The sequence below is a fragment of the Pseudomonas sp. NFACC08-1 genome, assembly GCF_900106735.1.
Taxonomy (GTDB): domain Bacteria; phylum Pseudomonadota; class Gammaproteobacteria; order Pseudomonadales; family Pseudomonadaceae; genus Aquipseudomonas; species Aquipseudomonas fluorescens_Q.
Genome location: NZ_FNNL01000004.1, coordinates 118022 through 138067, shown reverse-complemented (window position 1 = coordinate 138067; position 20046 = coordinate 118022). Strand labels below are relative to the sequence as shown.

The following is a 20046-nucleotide window of genomic DNA, read 5'->3' as shown; positions in this document are numbered from 1 at the left end:
AGGGTCGTGATCGTTCCTACATGCAAAGGACATTAGCAGCGCATTTGTCCTACTGCCACGCTGGCTCCCTTCCCACATGTCAGCTAGCATCGCAGTTTTGCCAGGACAGCCGACCATGAAGATCGTCTCCTTCAACATCAACGGGCTGCGCGCCCGTCCCCATCAGTTGGCGGCGCTGATCGAGAAGCACCAGCCGGACGTGATCGGGCTGCAGGAAACCAAGGTCCACGACGAACAATTTCCCCTGGCCGAGGTGCAGGCCCTGGGCTACCACGTGCATTACCACGGGCAAAAGGGTCATTACGGCGTCGCCCTGCTCTCCCGCCAGGCGCCACTGAGCCTGTACAAGGGCTTCGAGGGCGACGACGAGGACGCCCAGCGGCGCTTCATCTGGGGCACCTTCGCCGATGCCAACGGCGTGCCGGTGACCATCATGAATGGTTATTTCCCACAAGGTGAAAGCCGCGACCACCCGACCAAATTCCCGGCCAAGGAACGTTTCTACAGCGATTTGCAGCAACTGCTGGAAAGCCGCTTCAGCAACGATCAGCCGGTGGTGGTGATGGGTGACGTGAACATTTCCCCGGAAGACTGCGACATCGGCATCGGCCCGGACAACATGAAGCGCTGGCTGAAAACCGGCAAATGCAGCTTCCTGCCGGAAGAACGTGAATGGATGGCGCGCCTGAAGAACTGGGGCCTGGTGGACAGCTTCCGCCACCTGAACCCGGACGTCACCGACCGCTTCAGCTGGTTCGACTACCGCAGCCGCGGTTTCGAGGACGAGCCCAAGCGCGGCCTGCGCATCGACCTGATCCTCACCTCCCACGGCCTGCTGCCACGGGTCAAGGATGCCGGCGTGGACTACGAACTGCGGGGCATGGAAAAACCGTCGGACCATGCGCCGATCTGGTTGCAGTTGAGCTGATCGAGTCCCCTGTGGAGCTTGCTCGCGATAGCGGTCCAGCCGTCACATTGGTCTTGAATGTGCCGCCGTCATCGCGAGCAAGCTCGCTCCCACATTGTATTTGGGTACTCCGTCGCACCCCTGTCACCTTTCAGTAACCTGACTGACTTAATCTTCCGGCACTTCCTCAGGTTCAGAAGGTGCCGGCATGCGGCTGTGTGTTGTGGTTTTCATGGGCCTCTGGCTGCCGTTCTTGGCATGGGCCGGCCATTTGCCCATTCCCGAACAGGGCCCAGCCTTGCGCCTCCAAGGCTCCAATACCATCGGCGCGGCGCTGGGGCCGGCTTTGGTCAGAGGTTTGATGGAAGATCAGGGCCTGCTCAGGGTCAGCAGCGAAATCACCGGGCGCGACAACGAGCAGCGCATCGTCGGCCTGAGCGCCGATGGCCGACGGGTGGAAGTCGACATCGCGGCCCATGGTTCAAGCACCGGTTTCGCCGCCCTCAAGCAGGCCAGCGCCGACCTGGCGGCCTCTTCCCGGCCGATCAAGGACAGCGAACGGAAGGAATTATCGTCCCTCGGCGATCTGAAAAGTCCCACGGCCGAGCAGGTCATCGCCATCGATGGACTGGCGATTATCCTTCATCCGCAAAACCCGTTGCGTCAGCTCGACACCGTGCAACTGGCACGAATATTCAGCGGCGAGGCGAAGATCTGGGAAGCGGTGGGCGGCGTTGGCGGGCCGATTCATCTGTATGCCCGGGATGAACAATCTGGCACCTACGATACCTTCAAGGAATTGGTGCTTGGCCGACACGGTAAGCGGCTGGATCCCACAGCGCGACGCTTCGAATCCAGCGAACAATTGTCCGACGCCGTCAGCCAAGACCCGCAAGGCATCGGTTTCATCGGTTTGCCTTACGTACGCCAGGCCAAAGCCTTGGCGATTGCCGACGGTGATTCCCAACCCATGTTGCCGTTGAACAACCTGATCGCCACCGAGGACTACCCCCTGTCCCGCCGGCTGTTCTTCTATTTACCTCCCCGGGAAACCAACCCCTGGGCCACGGCACTGGTCGAGTTCACCCAAAGTGACAAAGGCCAGGCCATCGTCGCGGCCAACGGGTTCATCGCCCAAACCGTCCAGGCCATGGCCGTCACACCCAATGCATTGATGCCCGAGGGTTACCAGGCCCTGAGCCGCCATGCCCAGCGCCTGACGGTGAATTTCCGCTTTGAAGAAGGCAGCGCCAGTCTCGACAACAAGGCCCACCAGGACCTGGGCCGGGTGCTCGACTACATCCAGAAACACGGCAAGACCGAGCGCCGCGTGACGCTGGTGGGTTTCGGCGACGCCAAGGACGACCCGGCGCGGGCGGATCTTCTGTCCAAACTGCGGGCCATGGCGGTTCGACGAGAACTGGTCAAGTACGGCGTGACCTTGCGGGAAGTGCGCGGCTTCGGCGCGCTGATGCCGGTGGCGGCCAATAGTGAAGATGAAGGAAGGATCAGGAATCGGCGGGTGGAGGTTTGGGTTTACTAGGGTCCAAAGGCCGGACACCTCTCCCACGGCAAACCTCATTCCCGTGGCGAGGGAGCTTGCTCCCGCTGGGTGGCGAAGCCGCCCCAAAATGGACTGACGCGGTCTTTCCGGTGGACCGCATCAGCCGTTTTTACGACTGCTTCGCAGCCGAGCGGGAGCAAGCTCCCTCGCCACAAGAGCCGTGTGTTTATCCCGCTGATTTCGATGTAGGACCAAGCTCCGTCGCCTTGCGCCATTACCTACAACTACGCCAGAATCCGCCGGCTTGTACGCCTTAGGGTCGGGCACAACGTCGAAGCGCGCTAGCCGCTGCAGCTCGCTCCCACAGGACGACATAGCGCGTTATCGCCCCGCCAACTCCATGATCATCCGCGACAACAGATAAATCCTTGGCACCACACTCTCGACTTCGGCGTATTCCTCCGGCGTATGAATGTTGCCACCGACGATGCCAAAACCGTCCAGCGTCGGCGTGCCAACCCCGGCCGACAGACTGGCATCCGCCGCTCCACCGCTACCTTCTTCAGTCAGTTTGCGCCCCAGTTCGCCATAGATGCCTTGGGCCATGGCCATCAACCGGTCCGACTCCGCCGTCTGCGGCATCGGTGGCAGGCCGCGCTTGAGGCTGGTGGTGACTTCGGTGTCGGCGATCAATTTGTCCTGCGACACCCGGGCCAAGTCTTTTTCGATGCGGTCGAACTCTTCCGGCACCGCCGCCCGCACATCCGCCTTGGCGCTCGCCTGGTCGGGGATCACGTTGGTCCGGTCGCCGGCCTTGATCACCGTGAAGTTGATGGTGGTTTTCTTTTCCGCGTCGCCAAGCTTGCCCAGTTGCAAGATCTGGTGCGCGGCTTCCATCGCCGCATTGCGCCCCAGTTCCGGTGCGACACCGGCGTGGGACGCCTTGCCCTTGACCTCCACCAGCGCCGTGGCACTGCCCTTGCGCCACACCACCAAGCCATCGGCCGGGCGCCCCGGTTCAAGGTTGAGGGTCACGTCATGGGCCTTGGCGGTTTTCTTGATCAGGTCGGTGGCGGCGTCCGAGCCGGTTTCTTCGCTGGCGTCGAGCAGGAAAGTAATCTGTGCGTAGTTCTTGAAGTCCAGGCTCTTGAGCACCTTCAAGGCGTAGATCCCGGCGACGATGCCGCCCTTGTCATCCATCACCCCCGGCCCATAGGCCCGGCCATCCTTGATGTGGAAGGGACGCTCGGCGGCCGAGCCTTCCTTGAACACCGTGTCCATGTGGGCCATCAGCAGGATTTTTGCCTTGCCGGTGCCCTTGAGGGTCGCCAGGATGTGCTGGGTTCCGTCCGAGTTAGGCACCTTTTCGATGGTGGCGCCCAACTTCGTCAATTCATCGATCGCAATATCACCGACCTGGGTCAACCCCGGCACATAGCCTGAGCCAGAGTCGATGTTCACCAACCGCTCAAGCAGTTTCAGGGCCTCGCCCTTGTACTGTTCGGCGTCGCTCAGGACTTGTTGATGGGGCTGTGCGAAAGCATCGGGGGCGAAGGCGCCGAGGGCCAGGCTCAGGCCAAGACTGACGGCCAGACGGGAGCGAAGAGCGGTCATCATCATGATTTCATCCTTGTTCCGTATCGAAAGAGTGCCATAGGCACCCTACCCGACAATGGGTCAAGGCTCTAGACCGCAGGTGGCCACCTCAGGGAGACATGACCGATTCTTCCAACACCTGCCGATGCCGAAAACAAGTGACTCGGTTGCGCCCGCCGGTCTTGGCCTCGTAAAGCGCCTGGTCGGCATCATTGAGCCAATGGGTGGCATCGCCATAAGCCGGGTTGAAGGCTGCCAGGCCAATACTCAGGCTCACCTTCAGCGCCGGGTTCTGTTCATAGCTGAGCGTCGCGAAGCGCTCGCGCAACCCGTCCATGGCCTGCACGGCGTTGTGGAGCGTCAGGTCCGGCAGGATCACACAGAACTCGTCCCCGCCATAACGCCCGACCACATCGGCGGCGCGCAGGTTTTGCTTGAGCATCTTGCCAAGCTGGCGCAGCACGACGTCGCCGGCGACATGGCCATAGGTGTCATTGATGGCCTTGAAGTGATCGATGTCGATCAGCGCAATCGCGCCGCGCCCTGCCCCGTCATTCGAGTGACGCTGGCAGCGCTGGAACTCCTCGTTGAGACGATCTTTCCAGGCGCCATGGTTAAGCAAGCCGGTCAGGCTGTCGGTGCGACTCAGGGCCAGCAATTCGCGCTTTTGCCGGCCCAGCGTGTAGGCCTGGCGATAGCAGAACCAACCCAGTGCCATCGGATACAGGCACAGCAACGGCAAACACGCATATATCTGCGCCGGGCTGGTCATGGGCACGCTGGTCAGCGGGAAGATCAGCACGCCCACGACAATGCCGGCCACTTGGGCCAAGGCCCCAATGAGCAGGAAACGCAGGCCACCAATGGCGACATTGTTCATCGCCATCATCGCCAGCGTGACGGCCGCGGGCAACGGGTTGAACTGCATTGCCGCGACCCAGAAGCCACCAAGCACCGCATCGATCAATAAATTGAGGTGTTCGGCGTGGTAAGGCATCGAGCAACGTCGGGCCCACCAGTAGGACAAGTGTGGCCAAAGCAGGCCATTGAACAGCATGAAACCCCAGACCCACGACGCCGGTTCGAGAGGAAAGATGGCAGCACTCACCAACAGCAACCCCAGCGTCAGGCCCAGAATGCGCGATATATAAAGCCTCCTGGCCAGCGTCCGTCCCTTTTTTCCCGTGTTTTGCATAGGAACCTCTGCACCGCGGGTTTCCCAAGTCATTGGGACGGGGGGGTAGCTTGGAGTCTATCAGGGCGGCATCAAATAGCCACCACTGAATGAAGGGGTATTTATTCTCCTTCAAATGTCGGGCTTTGCCGCGGATTTTGGCTATACATGAGTCATCCAGCGGTTGTCATAGCAAGTAGCAAAGCAAATGCGTCACGTCATCGCGATGTCCTCGGGTTTCAGCTTCACTTAGAGAGTATCTGACCCGTCGGCTCAGACTGGCCGATCACATTCTGTCCTGATCCATGGAGGGCAAAACATGCTGGTGTTGTGGGTAGTCCTTGCCGTGTTTATCGCCTGGAGCTGGTTGACGTATCCAGGCATCGGCCATGTGCTGTACGACATGGGCATGGCGCTGGAGGCACGTCTCTACCGGTTGCACAAGATCACCGTCCCCATCAGCGAGATGACCGTCTCGACCTGGCAAGGCGGGCCCTATGAAGCATCCGGCAGCATCCTGATGCTGCATGGCTACAGCGCCGACAAGAATCTCTGGCTACGCTTCGCCCGACATTTTGTCGGCGACTACCGGGTGGTGGTGCCCGACCTGGCCGGCCATGGCGAAACCGGCTTCAAGGCCGGCGGTGGCTATGACATCCCGACCCAGGCCCGGCGGGTCATCGAGTTGCTCGACGCCTGCGGCCTGGACAAGGTCCATGTGATCGGCAATTCCATGGGCGGTTACCTCGCCGCATGGCTGGCGGCCACGTCGCCCGAGCGCGTGCTCACCCTGGCGCTGATCGATCCGGCCGGTGTCACCGCCCCCCAGGCCAGCGACATGGAACGCCACCTGGCCGCCGGGCATAACCCGTTCCTCGTCGACTCGCGGGACGATTTCGCGCCGTTCTACGCAATGACCATGGCCTCCCCGCCCTGGGTGCCCAGCGTGGTACTGGCGGCAATGGCCGAACGTTACGAACAGCGCCGCGATGAACTGGCGGAGATCTTCGTCGATTTTCGCGCCAGCCCGCCGATGGAACCGCACCTGGCCGACATCCGCGCCCCGTCGCTGCTACTCTGGGGGCGCAAGGACCGCCTGATCGACGTCAGCAGCGTGCCGGTGTGGAGCAAGGGCATCGCCGATTTGCGGGTGGAAATCTGGGACGGTATCGGCCACATGCCCATGGTCGAACGACCGGGGAAAACCGCGGCGCTGTATCGGGAATTTCTCAAGGGGTTGGGGCAGTGACGGCAATGTATAAAACAAAATGAACGCCCTGTGGGAGCGAGCTTGCTCGCGATAGCGGTGACACATTCAACGGGGGATGCAAGCTGCCCCACCGCCATCGCAAGCAAGCTCCCACAGGGATTCCAGCCGACCCAGAGGTATCGACTTCATGAACATCCTCTACGACGAACACCTCGACGGCCCCTTGCCCAAGGTGGACAAACAGGCCCTGCTTCAAGCCTTGCAGGCACAGATTCCGGACCTGGACATCCTGCACCAGGAAGAAGACCTCAAGCCCTATGAATGCGATGGCTTGTCGGCCTACCGCACCACGCCCCTGCTGGTGGCATTGCCCAGGCGCGTCGAGCAGGTGCAAGCGCTGCTCAAGCTCTGCCATGGGCTGGATGTGCCCGTGGTCGCCAGGGGTGCCGGGACCGGTCTGTCCGGTGGCGCCCTGCCCCTGGAAAGCGGCGTATTGCTGGTGATGGCACGGTTCAACCAGATACTGCACATCGACCCCGACGCCCGCACCGCGCGGCTTCAGCCCGGTGTGCGCAACCTGGCGATCTCCCAGGCGGCGGCACCGTTCGGGCTGTATTACGCACCGGATCCCTCATCGCAGATCGCCTGTTCCATCGGCGGCAATGTCGCGGAAAATGCCGGCGGCGTGCACTGCCTCAAGTACGGCCTGACGGTGCACAACCTGTTGAAACTGGAAATCCTCACCATCGAAGGCGAACGCCTGACCCTCGGCAGCGAAGCCCTGGACTCGCCGGGCCTGGACCTGCTGGCGCTGTTCACCGGTTCCGAAGGTTTGCTGGGGGTGATCACCGAAGTGACGGTCAAATTGCTGCCCCGGCCCCAGGTCGCCAAGGTGCTGCTGGCCAGTTTCGATTCGGTGGACAAGGCCGGGCGAGCGGTGGCCGACATCATCGCCGCCGGGATCATTCCCGGCGGCCTGGAAATGATGGACAACCTGGCGATCCGCGCCGCCGAGGACTTCATCCACGCCGGCTATCCGGTGGAGGCCGAAGCGATCCTGCTGTGTGAACTGGATGGGGTCGAGGCCGATGTCCATGACGATTGTGAACGGGTCCGCCAAGTGTTGGAGCAGGCCGGTGCCACCGAAGTGCGCCAGGCGCGGGACGAGGCCGAACGGCTGCGGTTCTGGGCCGGGCGCAAGAACGCCTTCCCGGCGGTGGGGCGCCTGGCGCCGGATTATTACTGCATGGACGGCACGATCCCGCGACGCGCCTTGCCCGAGGTACTGCAGCGCATCGCCAGCCTCGGTGCCGAGCATGGCCTGCGCGTCGCCAACGTCTTTCACGCCGGCGACGGCAACATGCACCCGCTGATCCTGTTCGATGCCAACCAGCCCGGCGAACTGGAGCGCGCCGAAACCCTGGGCGGGAAAATCCTCGAACTGTGTGTCCAGGTGGGCGGCAGCATCACCGGCGAGCACGGTGTGGGCCGGGAAAAAATCAATCAGATGTGCACGCAGTTCAACAGCGACGAACTGAACCTGTTCCACGCGGTAAAAGCAGCGTTCGATCCCCAAGGCCTGCTCAACCCCGGCAAGAACATCCCCACCCTGCACCGCTGCGCCGAATTCGGTGCCATGCACATCCATGGCGGGCAACTGCCGTTTCCTGAACTGGAGCGTTTCTGATGAGCCGCGAAGCCGACCAGGACGCCAGCGACCTGCTGCTCGAACAGGTCAATCGCGCCCGGGCCAACGCCACGCCGCTGCGTATCCAGGGGTCGAACAGCAAGGCCTTCCTGGGGCGCGAAGTGGCTGGCGAAGTGCTGGACACCCGCGTGCATCGTGGCATCGTCCACTACGACCCCACCGAACTGGTCATCACGGCCCGGGCCGGCACCCCGCTGCGGGAACTGCTTGCCGCCCTCGACGCTGCCGGGCAACGGCTGCCCTGCGAACCGCCAGCATTTGGCGATGACGCCACGGTCGGCGGCATGGTCGCCGCCGGGCTATCGGGGCCGCGTCGTCCATGGGCCGGTTCGGTGCGCGACTTCGTCCTGGGCACGCGCCTGATCAGTGGCCACGGCACGCTGTTGCGTTTCGGCGGCGAGGTGATGAAAAACGTCGCCGGCTACGATCTGTCGCGCCTGTTGGCCGGCAGTTTCGGTTGCCTGGGGGTCATCACCGACGTTTCCTTGAAGGTCCTGCCCAAACCCCGTCACAGCCTGAGTATCCGCCTGGAACTGGACAGCACCGAGGCCCTGGGGAAACTCGCCGAATGGGGCCGTCAGCCCCTGCCCGTCAGCGCCGCCAGCCATGACGGCGACTGTCTGCAGCTGCGCCTGGAGGGTGGCGAAGGCTCGGTCAGCGCCGCTCATCAGCGTTTTGGTGGCGAGGTGATCGACGATCAATACTGGACGGCACTCAATGAACATCAGTTGGCCTTCTTCGATGAAGGCGTGCCGCTGTGGCGCCTGTCGCTGCCCAACCATACCGGGCCGCTCACCCTGCCGGGCGCGCAACTGATCGACTGGGCCGGTGCCCAACGCTGGGTGAAAACCGAGGCCGACACGGTGCAAGCCCTGGCCCATGAAGTCGGCGGCCATGCCACCTGCTATCGTCAGGGTGCCAGCGACACACCGTTCCAGCCACTGGCCCCGGCGCTGCTGCGCTATCACCGGCAACTCAAGGCCCAGCTCGATCCCCTGGGACTGTTCAACCCTGGTCGGATGTACCCGGAGCTTTAGTGCCCTGTGTCGCAAATGCGCTCCTTTTTTGACGAGTGGCTGTTGTCGTCAGGCAAGGCGCCGCGACGCGTCATAGCTCGCGATGGCGAGGAGCGGCAACGCAGCATGACGACAACAGACGCCGTCAAAAAGGAACAGCATTTGTGATACAGGACACTAACTATGCAGACTCGCTTCAGTGAGGAAAGCAAAAACCTGCCCCGCGCCGAAGAAGCCGAACGGATCCTGCGCAGTTGCGTGCATTGCGGTTTCTGCAACGCCACCTGCCCCACTTACCAATTGCTCGGCGATGAACTGGACGGCCCGCGCGGACGCATCTACCTGATCAAGCAAGTGCTCGAAGGCCAGCCGGCGACAGCCAGCACCCAGTTGCACCTGGATCGCTGCCTGTCGTGTCGCAACTGCGAAACCACCTGCCCGTCCGGTGTGGATTACCACAACCTGCTGGACATCGGCCGGGCGGTGGTCGACCAAGCCGTACCGCGCCCCGCCGACCAACGTGCGCTGCGCCTGGGGCTGCGAAGCCTGGCCGCCAGCCCCGAGCGGTTCAAGGCCCTGCTGCGTCTTGGCGCGATCTTCCGTCCGTTGCTGCCGGCGAACCTGACCGCCAAGTTGCCCCGCCCTTCCCCGTCTCACGGCGAACGCCCGCCTCTGCGGCATCGGCGTACGGTGTTGATGCTCGAAGGTTGCGTGCAACCGGGCCTGTCGCCCAACACCAATGCCTCGGCAGCGCGAGTGCTGGATCGACTCGGCATCAGCGTGATCCCCTGTGCGCAGGCCGGCTGCTGCGGTGCGCTGGAGTATCACCTCGACGCCCAGGCCACAGGATTGGACCGCGCCCGACAGAACATCGACGCCTGGTGGCCGCACCTGGAAAACGGTGCTGAAGCCATCGTCCAGACCGCCAGCGGCTGCGGGGCCTTCATCAAGGACTACGGGCACCTGCTGGAGCATGACCCTGCCTATGCCGCCAAGGCCCAGCAGGTGAGTGAACGGGCGCTGGACCTGGTGCAAGTGCTCGGCAAGGAACCGCTGGAACAGATCTGCGCGGCCAGGAACCAGCGCATTGCCGTGCATTGCCCCTGCACCTTGCAGCACGCGCAGAAACTCGGCGGCAGCATCGAGGCGCTGCTGACGCGGCTGGGTTTCAACCTCACCGAGGTGCCCGACGGCCATTTGTGTTGCGGCTCGGCCGGCACCTATTCGCTGACCCAGCCCGCCCTGGCGCGGCAATTGCGCGACAACCGCCTCAATGCGCTGGAAAGTGGCCAGCCGGAGCTGATCGTCACCGCCAACGTCGGCTGCCAGAACCACCTCGACGGCGCCGGTCGCACGCCCGTGCGGCACTGGATCGAGCTGGTGGATCAGTCCCTGGCAGAATGAAGTCCTGAAGATTCTTCGTTTGCCGGGGCCGGCGAAGGCTGCGATCTTTCGTCCAACTTTCCCACAGCCCTCGCCAGGAATTCTTACGATGAGCTTCGTCAGCCCCGACCTGATCCGCCAACGCTTCTCTAGAGCGATGTCTGACATGTACCGCGACGAGGTGCCGCTGTATGGCGCCCTGATGAAGCTGGTGGAGCACACCAACGCCCAGGTGCTGGCCGAAGACCCGATCCTGGCCGCACACCTGCGCAGCACCGGCGAACTCGAACGCCTGGACCTGGAACGCCACGGCGCGATCCGCGTCGGTACCGCCGCCGAGCTGGCGACCCTGGGGCGTCTGTTCGCGGTCATGGGCATGCAGCCGGTGGGCTACTACGACCTCACGCCTGCCGGGGTGCCGGTGCATTCCACCGCCTTCCGCGCCGTGCACGAAAGCGCGTTGCAGGTCAGCCCGTTCCGGGTGTTTACCTCGCTACTGCGCCTGGAACTGATCGAGCACGCCGAGCTTCGGGCCTTTGCCGAGTCAGTGTTGGACAAACGGCAGATCTTCACCCCCAGGGCCCTTGAGCTCATCGAACAGGCCGAATACCAGGGTGGCCTGAGCGAGTCCCAGGCTGAGGACTTCGTCCTACAAGCCCTGGAAACCTTTCGCTGGCACCACAGCGCCACGGTCACCGCCGAACAGTACCGGCAACTGAGCGCCCAGCATCGGTTGATCGCCGATGTGGTGGCGTTCAAGGGCCCACACATCAATCACCTGACACCGCGCACCCTGGACATCGACATCGTCCAGGCCCGGATGCCCGTGCACGGCATCACGCCCAAAGCCGTGATCGAAGGCCCGCCTCGCCGCCAATGCCCGATCCTGCTGCGCCAGACCAGCTTCAAGGCCCTCGATGAGCCGGTCAGCTTCACCGATCAATCACAATCCCAAGGCAGCCACAGCGCTCGCTTTGGCGAAATCGAGCAACGCGGCGCCGCCCTCACGCCCAAGGGTCGTGCGCTCTACGATCGATTGCTCAACGCTGCGCGGGATGCGTTGGGGGATTTCCCCAACGAGGCCAACGCCGAACGCTACAACACGCTGATGAGCGAGCACTTTGCCCAATTCCCCGACAACCACGATGAGCTGCGTCGAGAAGCACTGGCGTACTTCCGTTATTTCGTGACGCCCAAGGGCCTCGCCGCCAAGGGCAGCGTCGAGCGCACGGCCTCGCTGGAACGCCTGTTGGAGCAGCAATACCTGCGTGCCGAACCCTTGGTGTATGAAGACTTCCTGCCGGTCAGCGCCGCCGGCATTTTCCAGTCGAACCTTGGCGATGCTGCCCAGAGCCACTACGCCGGGCAGTCCAATCGCCACGCCTTTGAAGCAGCGCTGGGGCGGGCGACCATCGATGAGTTGCAGCTGTACGCCCAGACGCAACAGCGATCCATCGATGAGTGCAGGGCTGCATTGGGCGTGTAGGAATAAGCCGAAGGACAAAACGGCAAAAAACTGCCTGAGAGGCATGCACGCGGCGCGCCTTTCTTGGCCTGCCGACCCGGGCATCGCGGTGCCTGGTGGAACCGCGAGGCACTGCAATGGGCCGGGCAAGTCTTTGAGCGCTTTCTGGTCTGCTTGGAGGAAGGATCAGCCCGATACAAAATCAACTTATTGATATTTAAAGTTTTTTTAAAAATGGCATAGCTCTTGATAATCGTCAGGCCACCTCGGGCGAATCCAGTCCCAGGCCCCATCGTTATCCAGGAAGGAGAGCATCCATTGGCTACCCCCGCGTACATGACCATTACAGACAACAGTCAAATATTACTGACCGAGAAGGCGTTTACCGCCGACTCGGTGGGTAACATTTATCAGGAAGGTCATAAAGACGAAATCATGGTGCAAGGTTTCCAGCATCAGGTGACCATTCCACGAGACCCCCAGTCCGGTCAGCCAACTGGTCAACGCATACACCAACCCTTAGTCATCACTAAAGTCTTTGACAGAACCTCACCGATGCTGCAGGAAGTCCTGTGCCGCGGCGAAACCCTGGCCAAAGTTGAAATCAAGTGGTACCGCACTTCAGCCTCCGGAACCCAAGAGCATTACTACACCACTACGCTGGAGGACGCGATTATCGTCGAAATCAAGGACTACATGCTCAACTGCCAAGACCCGGCAAATTCACATTTCACTCACTTGCAAGATGTGCACTTCTCGTACCGCAAGATCACCTGGAATCACATAGCCTGCAGCACGCTGGGCGTCGATGACTGGCGTGCACCGGCCGCCGGTTAAGTCCGCGCATTCGTCAATGCACCGGCCAGTCCTGCTGGCCGATGTGCATTGAAGTAAACAGGGATATTTTCCCTCAGAGGTGTTCGCCCAGTGCGACGGCCTCGGCAATCCATGCACTGGTAAAGAGCCTGACACTGGGCGAACGGCACAATATTAGTGGAACTTGCAGGATATTTCCGCGAGTCCATTTAAATAATTATTCATCCTTGATGCGCCACCTCAACCACGCCGGCCAGTTTTCTGCGCATCGGTCTCTCCTGCTCCCGCATCCCCCTGCTGCTGTTTGCGCTTGGCGGGATCGTTGGGGCGCAAGGCGTCGTTGTCGCGTTCCACTTCGCCAGGCATCGCCGGCTCGTCAGGGTTGTGCGGCGTTTGATCGGAACGGTGGTTCATGACGAACTCCTTGGTTGTTCAAGCCTGGCAATCAGGCATCAGGGTCGGCGACTTCTTCAGCGACGTTGGCATCGGGGGAGCGCTGGTGCAGTTGCTCAGCCTTGGTCTTCAGCGCCTGCCACTGCGCCAGGTCGATAGCTCCCTGGCCAAACAGATCATCGGCCACCCGCATCAGCTCGGTGAAATGAACGTCGGGTGATTGTTGCCAATAGGCCTTGTCGTCGAACAGCCGCTGCCAATCGGCCAGCGACGGAGGTTTGAGGTCATCGCTCATGACGGGCTCCTGCGAGGCATTCATAAGGTATGAGGGCTGAGATTCGTGGGGAGTTCCGGCGATTCTCAGTAGCCGGTCATTTCCAGGTAGCCGTTGCCGACGTGGCTACCGTTCAATCGCACCGGCCCTTCCCAATAAGGAATCTGCAAGTTCATCCAGGCGTTGGGGTTCAAGGGTTGGGTCGTCACGTCGAGCTGCCTGGCAGGGATCTTGATCGACCAGCGCACCGGCATCGACCGCCCGGCGACCTTGGCGCTTTCCAGTGGCGCCAGGCTGATCTGCCCGGCGTGCAGGGTTTGCGCTTGGCCCTGGGCGTCGATCCAGGTGCCCGTGAGATACGGCGCGCCGTCCTTGTGGCGCATGCGGTAGAGCATCAGGTGCTCGCCGTTGTCCAAGTGCAGGGAAAACCAGTCCCAGCCAGTCTGGTTTGCGCTCAGGGGCTGGCTGCTCCATTCGCGGTCGAGCCAGGCCGGGCCGCTGACCGCGTAACGCTGGCCATCGATTTCCAATTCACCGCTGGCCTGGAAGAACGGCTGGCTGTAGTAGTACGACGCCTGCCCCTGTTCGGATTTCTGGCTGAAACCTTGATCGCCCTGCAACACCAGCGGCCGGCTCGACGTCAGCTGCAATGCATAGCTGAAGCGCGGGTTCCGGGCCTGCAATTGCATATCCGCCAGCGGGTCGACGCCCGTCGTCCGAGTGCTGAAGCGCCAGTCGTCGATCCAGGCCTCGAAGGGTGTCGTCCGTACCCCGGCCTGCCCCACCCCGCCTCGTGCATAACGTTCGGCGGCATGGTGCACGGTGGCGGATGTGACCGCCGCGTGGCCGAGCCAGATCGTCTGGTTGCGCCAGCCGCCGGCCTGGGGCGCGGCATTCAAGGCGCTGCGAAACAACGTCCATTGCACGCCGAACTCATGCCCCTGGGCATCCTTGAGATTGGCGGTGACGTACCACCACTCGATACGAAAACCTTCATGAATCCCGTGGTCGGCGGGGAAACTGAATACCCGCCCAGGCACCACCGGGGTGAAGGCCACAGCCTGGTCGCCGAGGCCGGCAAAGCCCTTTGGCGCTGGCGCGGAGTCATCACAACCGCTGAGCAATGCCAGCAGCAACAACACGCCGACTCTAATCTTCATGGGCAAAGGTCCTCAGCAAATCCGCCGGCTGCGTGCGGTACAACGCATACAGCGGCCAGGCCGATGCCAGCAGCGTGGCGAGCATCGCCAGGGCCAGCAATTGCACCAATTGCAACGGGAACACCCGCAATGGCAGGCGCCAACCGAAAGCCTGCACGTTGATCACCGTGTCCAGGCACCAGGCCAGGGCGATGCCCAGCGGCAACGCCAGGACCAAGGTCAGCAGCGCCAGCAGCCAGGTCTGGCCGAGGTTGAGCAGCATCAACTGCCGACGCGTCACCCCCAGCGCCCACAGCGGCGCCAACTGAGCGAGGCGACTCTGGCTCTGGGTCAGCAGACTGATGAACAACGCCACCCCGGCCACCGCCAGGGTCAGGCTGTTGAGGGCAGCGGTGGCGGCGAAGGTTCGCTCGAACACCTGGGTCGACCAGCCCTTGAGCCGGGCCTGGTCGACGATGCAGCTGTCATCCAGACTGAACCGGTCTTGCAACGCTGTCAGTAGCGCCGGGATCGCGGACGGTTCGATGCGCAGGTTGAAACGGTTCGGCGTCAGGTTCGGCCAGTGCGCCAGCAAGTGATCGACGTTGACCAGCACATGGCCCTTGGGATTGCCATAGTCGGCGTAGATGCCAACGATGCGCAGTGCCCATGGCCCCTGGGGTGTCGGCAGGGTCAACTGATCGCCGGTACTCACCTTGAGACGCCGTGCCAGCTGTTCGCTGAGCATGAGGGTGTCGGCGGCGGCCAGTTGCTCCCACGGCTTGTCGCCGGCCGATTCCAGCAGCGGCCAATGCTGTCGATAGTGGGGGTGATCGATGATGCCGTGGATATCCGTCGGCCAGCCCTGCAACGGGACCGAGACTTGCCAGAGGGGAACGACGGCAGTGATCGCCGGTTGTTGCGTGAGCCAAGCGTGCAGTTCGTCCGCCTGGGCCGGGGTCTGCGGGTTGATATACAACTCGGCGGTCAACCGTTGTTCGAGCCAGTTGCTGAAGGTCTGGCGAAAGCCGGCGGTCATGCTGCCGGCGCCGATATTGGCCGCCAGCGCCAGCAACAAAGCCATCAGCGCCAGGCTCAATGTCGGCAATTGCTGGCGACAATCGGCAAGAAACCACTGCCCGAGCACCGAGCGGCTGCGCCTCGACAACCGCTTCAGCGCGCTGTTGAGCAACACCGGCAAGGCCAGCGCCGCGCCCAGCAACAAGGCGGTCATCAGGACAAAACCACTGGCCAGGCTATCGCCCCAGATCAACGCCGATGCGGCAATCAATGCCGCCACCGTCGCCACCCAACCCTGGCGTCGCAGCCATTGGGCATGGGCCTGATGCCAGGCCTGGGGGTTGGCCAGCGCCAGCAAGGGCAGGCGCGCCGCCCGCAAAAGGCTGTCAGCGCCGGCCAGCAGCGCACCGAGCAGACTCAAGCCGACACCGCTGAACCACCACCATGGGCTGAGGTTCAAGTGCCCGGCCACTTCGGCGCCATACAAACCTCGCAGGCTCGCCGCGACATCGGGCAACAACAGGCTCGCCAGCCAATAGCCGCTGAGCACCCCGGCGATCCCGCCCAGCAAGGCCAACGCGCCCAGTTCGATGGTCAGGCTGGTGACCAGCACCCGCGCACTGACACCACAGGCGCGCAGGGTCCGCAACAGACTGCGGCGTTGCTCCAGGGCCAGGCCGATGGCCGCGTGAACGATGAACAGTCCCACCACGAAGGATAAAAACCCCAAGGCATCAAGGTTCAGGTGAAAACTTTCGGTCAGGCGCGACAGGTTGTTTTCTTCATCGGCGTGCTTGAGTTGCAGGCGACCGGTGAACGCTTCCGGTAATGCGGCACTGAACGTGGCGGGCAACAACAGTCGCGACAGTTGCTCCGGCAACCCGAGTACCTGTTGGGCAAAACCGATGTCCATCAACAGCACGCCCGGCGCCATGTCCTCCTGGGCATGCAACGGCGGCAGGGTTTGCCCATCGACACTCCGGGGTCGGTCGCCCTCGGTCAGCCCCAGGGCTTGCAAGGTTTGCGGGGCGATCCAGGTGCGGCCGGGGTCGGTAAAGAACGCCACCACCTCAGTCATCTCCCGCGCCTGCCCCGCCAGCGCGGCACCGGGCGGCAGCGACACCGGGTCGATGCCCATCAGTTGCAGGCGCTGATCCTCGTGGTCCTTGAGCAGCACCCGAGCCTGCACCACTGGCGACACCGGCCAGCCCTGGCGCCGCAGCTCGACAAACCATTGCTGGGGGAACGTGCCACCACCGGGTGCACTGAGGCTGGCCTGGGGTTCGCCGCCGATCAATTGGCTGGCCCGAGCGTAGCTGTCCCGGGCCTGACTGTTCAGCGCTTGCACGCCAGTGAGCAGGCTGGTTGCCAGCCACAGGCCGGTCAGCACGCTGAAGAATTGCACCGGGTGTTGGCGCCAATGGCTGAGCAGGGCCTTGAGGGTCTGGCGAAAAATCATCACCCCTGGGTCACCTGCGCCAACTGCCCGCCGTGCAATACCACGCGCTGGGCCAGGCGAGCTGCCACCCGTGGACTGTGGGTCACCATCAGCAGGCTGGTGGGGCTGCCCTCCAGCAGTTCCAGTAGCAGTTGCAGGACTTCGTCGCTGGTGGCTTCGTCGAGGCTGCCGGTGGGTTCATCGGCCAGCAACAAGGGCGGTCGCGAAGCCAATGCCCGCCCCAGCGCTACCCGCTGTTGCTGGCCGCCGGACAGTTGCTCGGGATAACGCCGCAACAGCCCTGAAAGCCCGAGCCGCTGTACCAGATGGGCTTGCCACGCTGCGTCATGACGGCCGCACAGACGCGCCTGGAACGCCAGGTTGTCCTCCACCGACAAGCTGCTGATGAGGTTGAACTGCTGGAACACCAGGCCGATTTCCGTGCGTCGCCAATTCGCCAATTGGCTTTCACTCATGCCATCGAGCCGATACTCGCCACTGCGAATGCTGCCGCGATCGACCTTGTCCAGCCCAGCGACCAGGTGCAGCAGGGTGCTCTTGCCACTGCCCGACTCCCCCATCAGCGCCAGACTGCTGCCGGGCATCAGTGTCAGATCGATGCCTTGCAGCACTGGCAATGGGCCCTGAGGCGTGGGATAGCTTTTGTGCACTTGGCGGACTTCAAGCATGGAAAGGCTCGACGGGTGGACTTGAGGTTCAGGATAGCGGAGTTGAGTGATGGGCCCCATCGGCCAATACAGCTGTGCGTCCCCATTTCGCTGGTGAACCTTGGTATTTGCTTGTCGGATGGGGGTGTATATCCGTTGCTGCGGTAACGGCGACTTAGGGTTCCGCCCTGACGGCGGGTCACTTTCGAAAAGCGCGAAAGTAACCAAAGCGCTTCTGCCCCACCACTCGGTGCCTCGCCTAGGCTCGGCATGCCGGAGTGAGGGCACACCGAGCCTAAGCGAGGTGCCGAGTGGTGGGGCAAGCCTTTTTTGCTTACTTTTTTTGGCGTTTGAAAAAAAGTGAGTCGCCGTCAGGGCGAAACCCTAAGTGGCCGTTACCGCAGCAATGGATATGTACTCAATCAACAAGAACTCAGCTCCAGTCAACGCCCCACCGCCATCTCAACCTGGCCGGACTGCGGTGTCACGATGTCGCCCAAGTCGATGTGTTTCCAAGCCGGCTTGGCCCCCAACCGTGCATTAAAGCGATAGTTGAAAGTGAAATCATCATCGGTTGGTTGGCTCAGGGATTTCCCATAGGCCGATTCAACCCCGGCCGGGTCGTAACCCATCAACTGCAACAGCGTCGGGAAGATGTTGTAGTGGCTCGAACGATCCTTGTTCCGGGCCCAGGCATCACGCCAATCAAGGGTGTGCAATTGGCTGCCCTGGATCACTACCAACGGCACCAACCCCTCCTCCGCCACCGGGTCACCGCCGCAATGGGTGTTGAGCCCGGGGTTGCCACGCTCGTGCAGGTCCTGGCCGTGGTCGGAGGTGTAGATCAGCACGGCATGGCTCAAATCGGCCTGCTGGAAGATTCGCTTGAAGAACTCGCCGACGTTCCACAGCAAGGTGTTCTGGTAAGCATTGCGATACAGCAACCAGTCATCTTTCTGGCCATTGAAGCCATCGCGGCTAGCGGTGTCGGCCACCTCCTGGAACTGCCCTCGCGGCAAGGCCGGGCGGTAGTTCATGAAGTCGTCGGGGTATTTGTCGTGTACCGGGAAATGCGCCCCCACCTTGTTGATCACCACCAGTTCGGCCTGGTTGTCGCCCAGCAGTTCGATCAACTTCGCCGCAGCCGCCATGTCACGGTCGCGCACGCTGGCCTGGTCGAATTGGACGAATTCGTCGATGTCCTGTTTTTCCAGCTCGGTCATCAGGTTTTGCAGGTAGCCACCAGTGCGCTGGGCGTCGATGTAGACGGTACGCAAACCCGCCTTTTTGGCATATTGCCAAATCGACGGCCGGGTGCTGTTGATGCGTATGTAGTCGGCGCGCGTGCCGCCATAGCGCAGGGTGACGTTGGTGTCGGCGCTGCAATTGGCGATGGAGGCCGCATAACCGAAATTGAAGATGTCCACGCCCTCCGGCGGCGTCTTCAGCCCGGTGTGCACGCCGAATGGCGCGTTGATATCCAGGTAATTGCCGCCAATGCTCTCATCGATGATCAGCACGATATCCTGCTCGATCAAAGACGACCGTCGCACCAGGGTGACCGGCTCCCGGGGACCGATGGTGCTGTGCAAGGACTCGTAGGCAAACAGATTCAAATAGGCCAACGGCGTGTACATCACCGGCAGGCCGCGCGCGCCCTCGCCCGCCCGCACGAACAACACGCCACTGAGCAACAACATGCCCAGCACCGGCGCCGCTATCGGCAAATAACCGGGCAACCGCACCGACCGCCGAGGCTTGAGCGCGATGCCGAATAACAGCAGCAAGCCGCTGATCACCGCGCGGATAATCACGTCGCGGTACTGATAAGCCGCCTCCTGGATAAATCCCCCCGAGTACACCAGCGAAACGAACTGGCTATAGGTCAGGTAACTGTCCGTGACCCGGGTGTACACCTCGAAAAACACCGCTGAAACAAACATCGCCAAGGCAAACACATGCCTCACCAGGGTCTGGCGTATGTAGGCACTCATCCACAGCGCCAGCACCAGCACCGTGAACATGGCGCCGAACAGCAACGTTGCGAACCCCAGGCCCAACGCGGTGAGACGGTCGAGGTAATAGTCGTATCCCTTGAGCAGGTACAGAACCAGCAGCAGTTCCTTGAGGTAACGGGCCATGTTTTCCTCGACCAGATCGCCGTATCCAAAGCACTTCGTTCCTGCACGTTAGCAGCCGATTTTCAAAGCGCAAGGAATGCTGCATCCGAAGCACGCGTCAAAAAAAAGTTACCCCAAAAATGACACGAAAATACGTCACAGAATGTAAAAATCTATGGATTACTACCGTTTATCGCTTTGTAAAATCCCCGTAA

General features: G+C 62.1%; 16 protein-coding genes. 8 read left to right on the top strand and 8 right to left on the bottom strand.

The window, feature by feature from the left end; all coding sequences use genetic code 11:
* Window positions 1–115 precede the first annotated feature (115 nt).
* Window positions 116–928: an exodeoxyribonuclease III gene (gene xthA / locus BLU76_RS10325; RefSeq protein ID WP_003203684.1), complete on the top strand. Its 813-nt coding sequence runs from the start codon at window positions 116–118 to the stop codon at window positions 926–928.
* Between the two features lie 187 nt (window positions 929–1115).
* Window positions 1116–2450, top strand: a complete 1335-nt coding sequence (locus BLU76_RS10320; protein ID WP_092144353.1) for a substrate-binding domain-containing protein — start codon at window positions 1116–1118, stop codon at window positions 2448–2450.
* A 342-nt stretch (window positions 2451–2792) separates the two neighbouring features.
* Here the strand turns inward: BLU76_RS10320 and BLU76_RS10315 are convergent, their stop codons facing one another.
* Window positions 2793–4031, bottom strand: a complete 1239-nt coding sequence (locus tag BLU76_RS10315; protein ID WP_092222628.1) for a M20/M25/M40 family metallo-hydrolase — start codon at window positions 4029–4031, stop codon at window positions 2793–2795.
* Between the two features lie 85 nt (window positions 4032–4116).
* Window positions 4117–5202 carry a diguanylate cyclase gene (locus BLU76_RS10310; RefSeq protein ID WP_092222626.1) on the bottom strand — a complete coding sequence of 362 codons (1086 nt, stop codon included), beginning with the start codon at window positions 5200–5202 and terminating at the stop codon, window positions 4117–4119.
* 298 nt (window positions 5203–5500) lie between these two features.
* Between BLU76_RS10310 and BLU76_RS10305 the strand changes: the two genes are divergently transcribed.
* The 6 genes from BLU76_RS10305 to BLU76_RS10280 all read left to right on the top strand — a co-directional run bounded on the left by BLU76_RS10305 (window position 5501) and on the right by BLU76_RS10280 (window position 12800).
* Entirely contained in the window at window positions 5501–6430 is a 930-nt protein-coding gene (locus tag BLU76_RS10305; RefSeq protein ID WP_072339780.1) for an alpha/beta fold hydrolase, read from the top strand.
* A gap of 148 nt (window positions 6431–6578) precedes the next feature.
* Window positions 6579–8078: a glycolate oxidase subunit GlcD gene (gene glcD, locus BLU76_RS10300; protein WP_063320373.1), complete on the top strand. Its 1500-nt coding sequence runs from the start codon at window positions 6579–6581 to the stop codon at window positions 8076–8078.
* Window positions 8078–9136, top strand: a complete 1059-nt coding sequence (gene glcE / locus BLU76_RS10295) for a glycolate oxidase subunit GlcE (protein ID WP_092222624.1) — start codon at window positions 8078–8080, stop codon at window positions 9134–9136. The genes glcD and glcE overlap by 1 nt, the downstream gene beginning before the upstream one ends.
* Window positions 9137–9298: 162 nt before the next feature.
* On the top strand, window positions 9299–10519 hold the full coding sequence (gene glcF / locus BLU76_RS10290) for a glycolate oxidase subunit GlcF (RefSeq protein WP_092222622.1): 1221 nt from the start codon (window positions 9299–9301) through the stop codon (window positions 10517–10519).
* Between the two features lie 88 nt (window positions 10520–10607).
* Window positions 10608–11984, top strand: a complete 1377-nt coding sequence (locus BLU76_RS10285; RefSeq protein WP_092222620.1) for a 2-oxoadipate dioxygenase/decarboxylase HglS — start codon at window positions 10608–10610, stop codon at window positions 11982–11984.
* A 297-nt stretch (window positions 11985–12281) separates the two neighbouring features.
* Window positions 12282–12800, top strand: coding sequence for an Hcp family type VI secretion system effector (locus tag BLU76_RS10280; protein WP_063320369.1), 519 nt, complete (start codon window positions 12282–12284; stop codon window positions 12798–12800).
* Between the two features lie 219 nt (window positions 12801–13019).
* On the opposite strand, the gene BLU76_RS31485 is transcribed toward BLU76_RS10280, so the two are convergent.
* The 6 genes from BLU76_RS31485 to BLU76_RS10255 form a co-directional block, all read right to left on the bottom strand.
* Window positions 13020–13193, bottom strand: a complete 174-nt coding sequence (locus BLU76_RS31485; RefSeq protein WP_170845895.1) for a hypothetical protein — start codon at window positions 13191–13193, stop codon at window positions 13020–13022.
* 31 nt (window positions 13194–13224) lie between these two features.
* Window positions 13225–13467 carry a hypothetical protein gene (locus BLU76_RS10275; protein WP_072339792.1) on the bottom strand — a complete coding sequence of 81 codons (243 nt, stop codon included), beginning with the start codon at window positions 13465–13467 and terminating at the stop codon, window positions 13225–13227.
* A gap of 65 nt (window positions 13468–13532) precedes the next feature.
* Window positions 13533–14606, bottom strand: a complete 1074-nt coding sequence (locus BLU76_RS10270; RefSeq protein WP_092144344.1) for a lipocalin-like domain-containing protein — start codon at window positions 14604–14606, stop codon at window positions 13533–13535.
* Window positions 14596–17064, bottom strand: a complete 2469-nt coding sequence (locus BLU76_RS10265; RefSeq protein WP_092222619.1) for an ABC transporter permease — start codon at window positions 17062–17064, stop codon at window positions 14596–14598. Before BLU76_RS10265 ends, BLU76_RS10270 begins: the two co-directional genes overlap by 11 nt.
* Window positions 17064–17732 carry an ABC transporter ATP-binding protein gene (locus BLU76_RS10260; RefSeq protein WP_092144340.1) on the bottom strand — a complete coding sequence of 223 codons (669 nt, stop codon included), beginning with the start codon at window positions 17730–17732 and terminating at the stop codon, window positions 17064–17066. The genes BLU76_RS10265 and BLU76_RS10260 overlap by 1 nt, the downstream gene beginning before the upstream one ends.
* Before the next feature lie 422 nt (window positions 17733–18154).
* Window positions 18155–19852, bottom strand: a complete 1698-nt coding sequence (locus BLU76_RS10255; RefSeq protein WP_092144338.1) for a sulfatase-like hydrolase/transferase — start codon at window positions 19850–19852, stop codon at window positions 18155–18157.
* Between the last annotated feature and the right edge of the window lie 194 nt (window positions 19853–20046).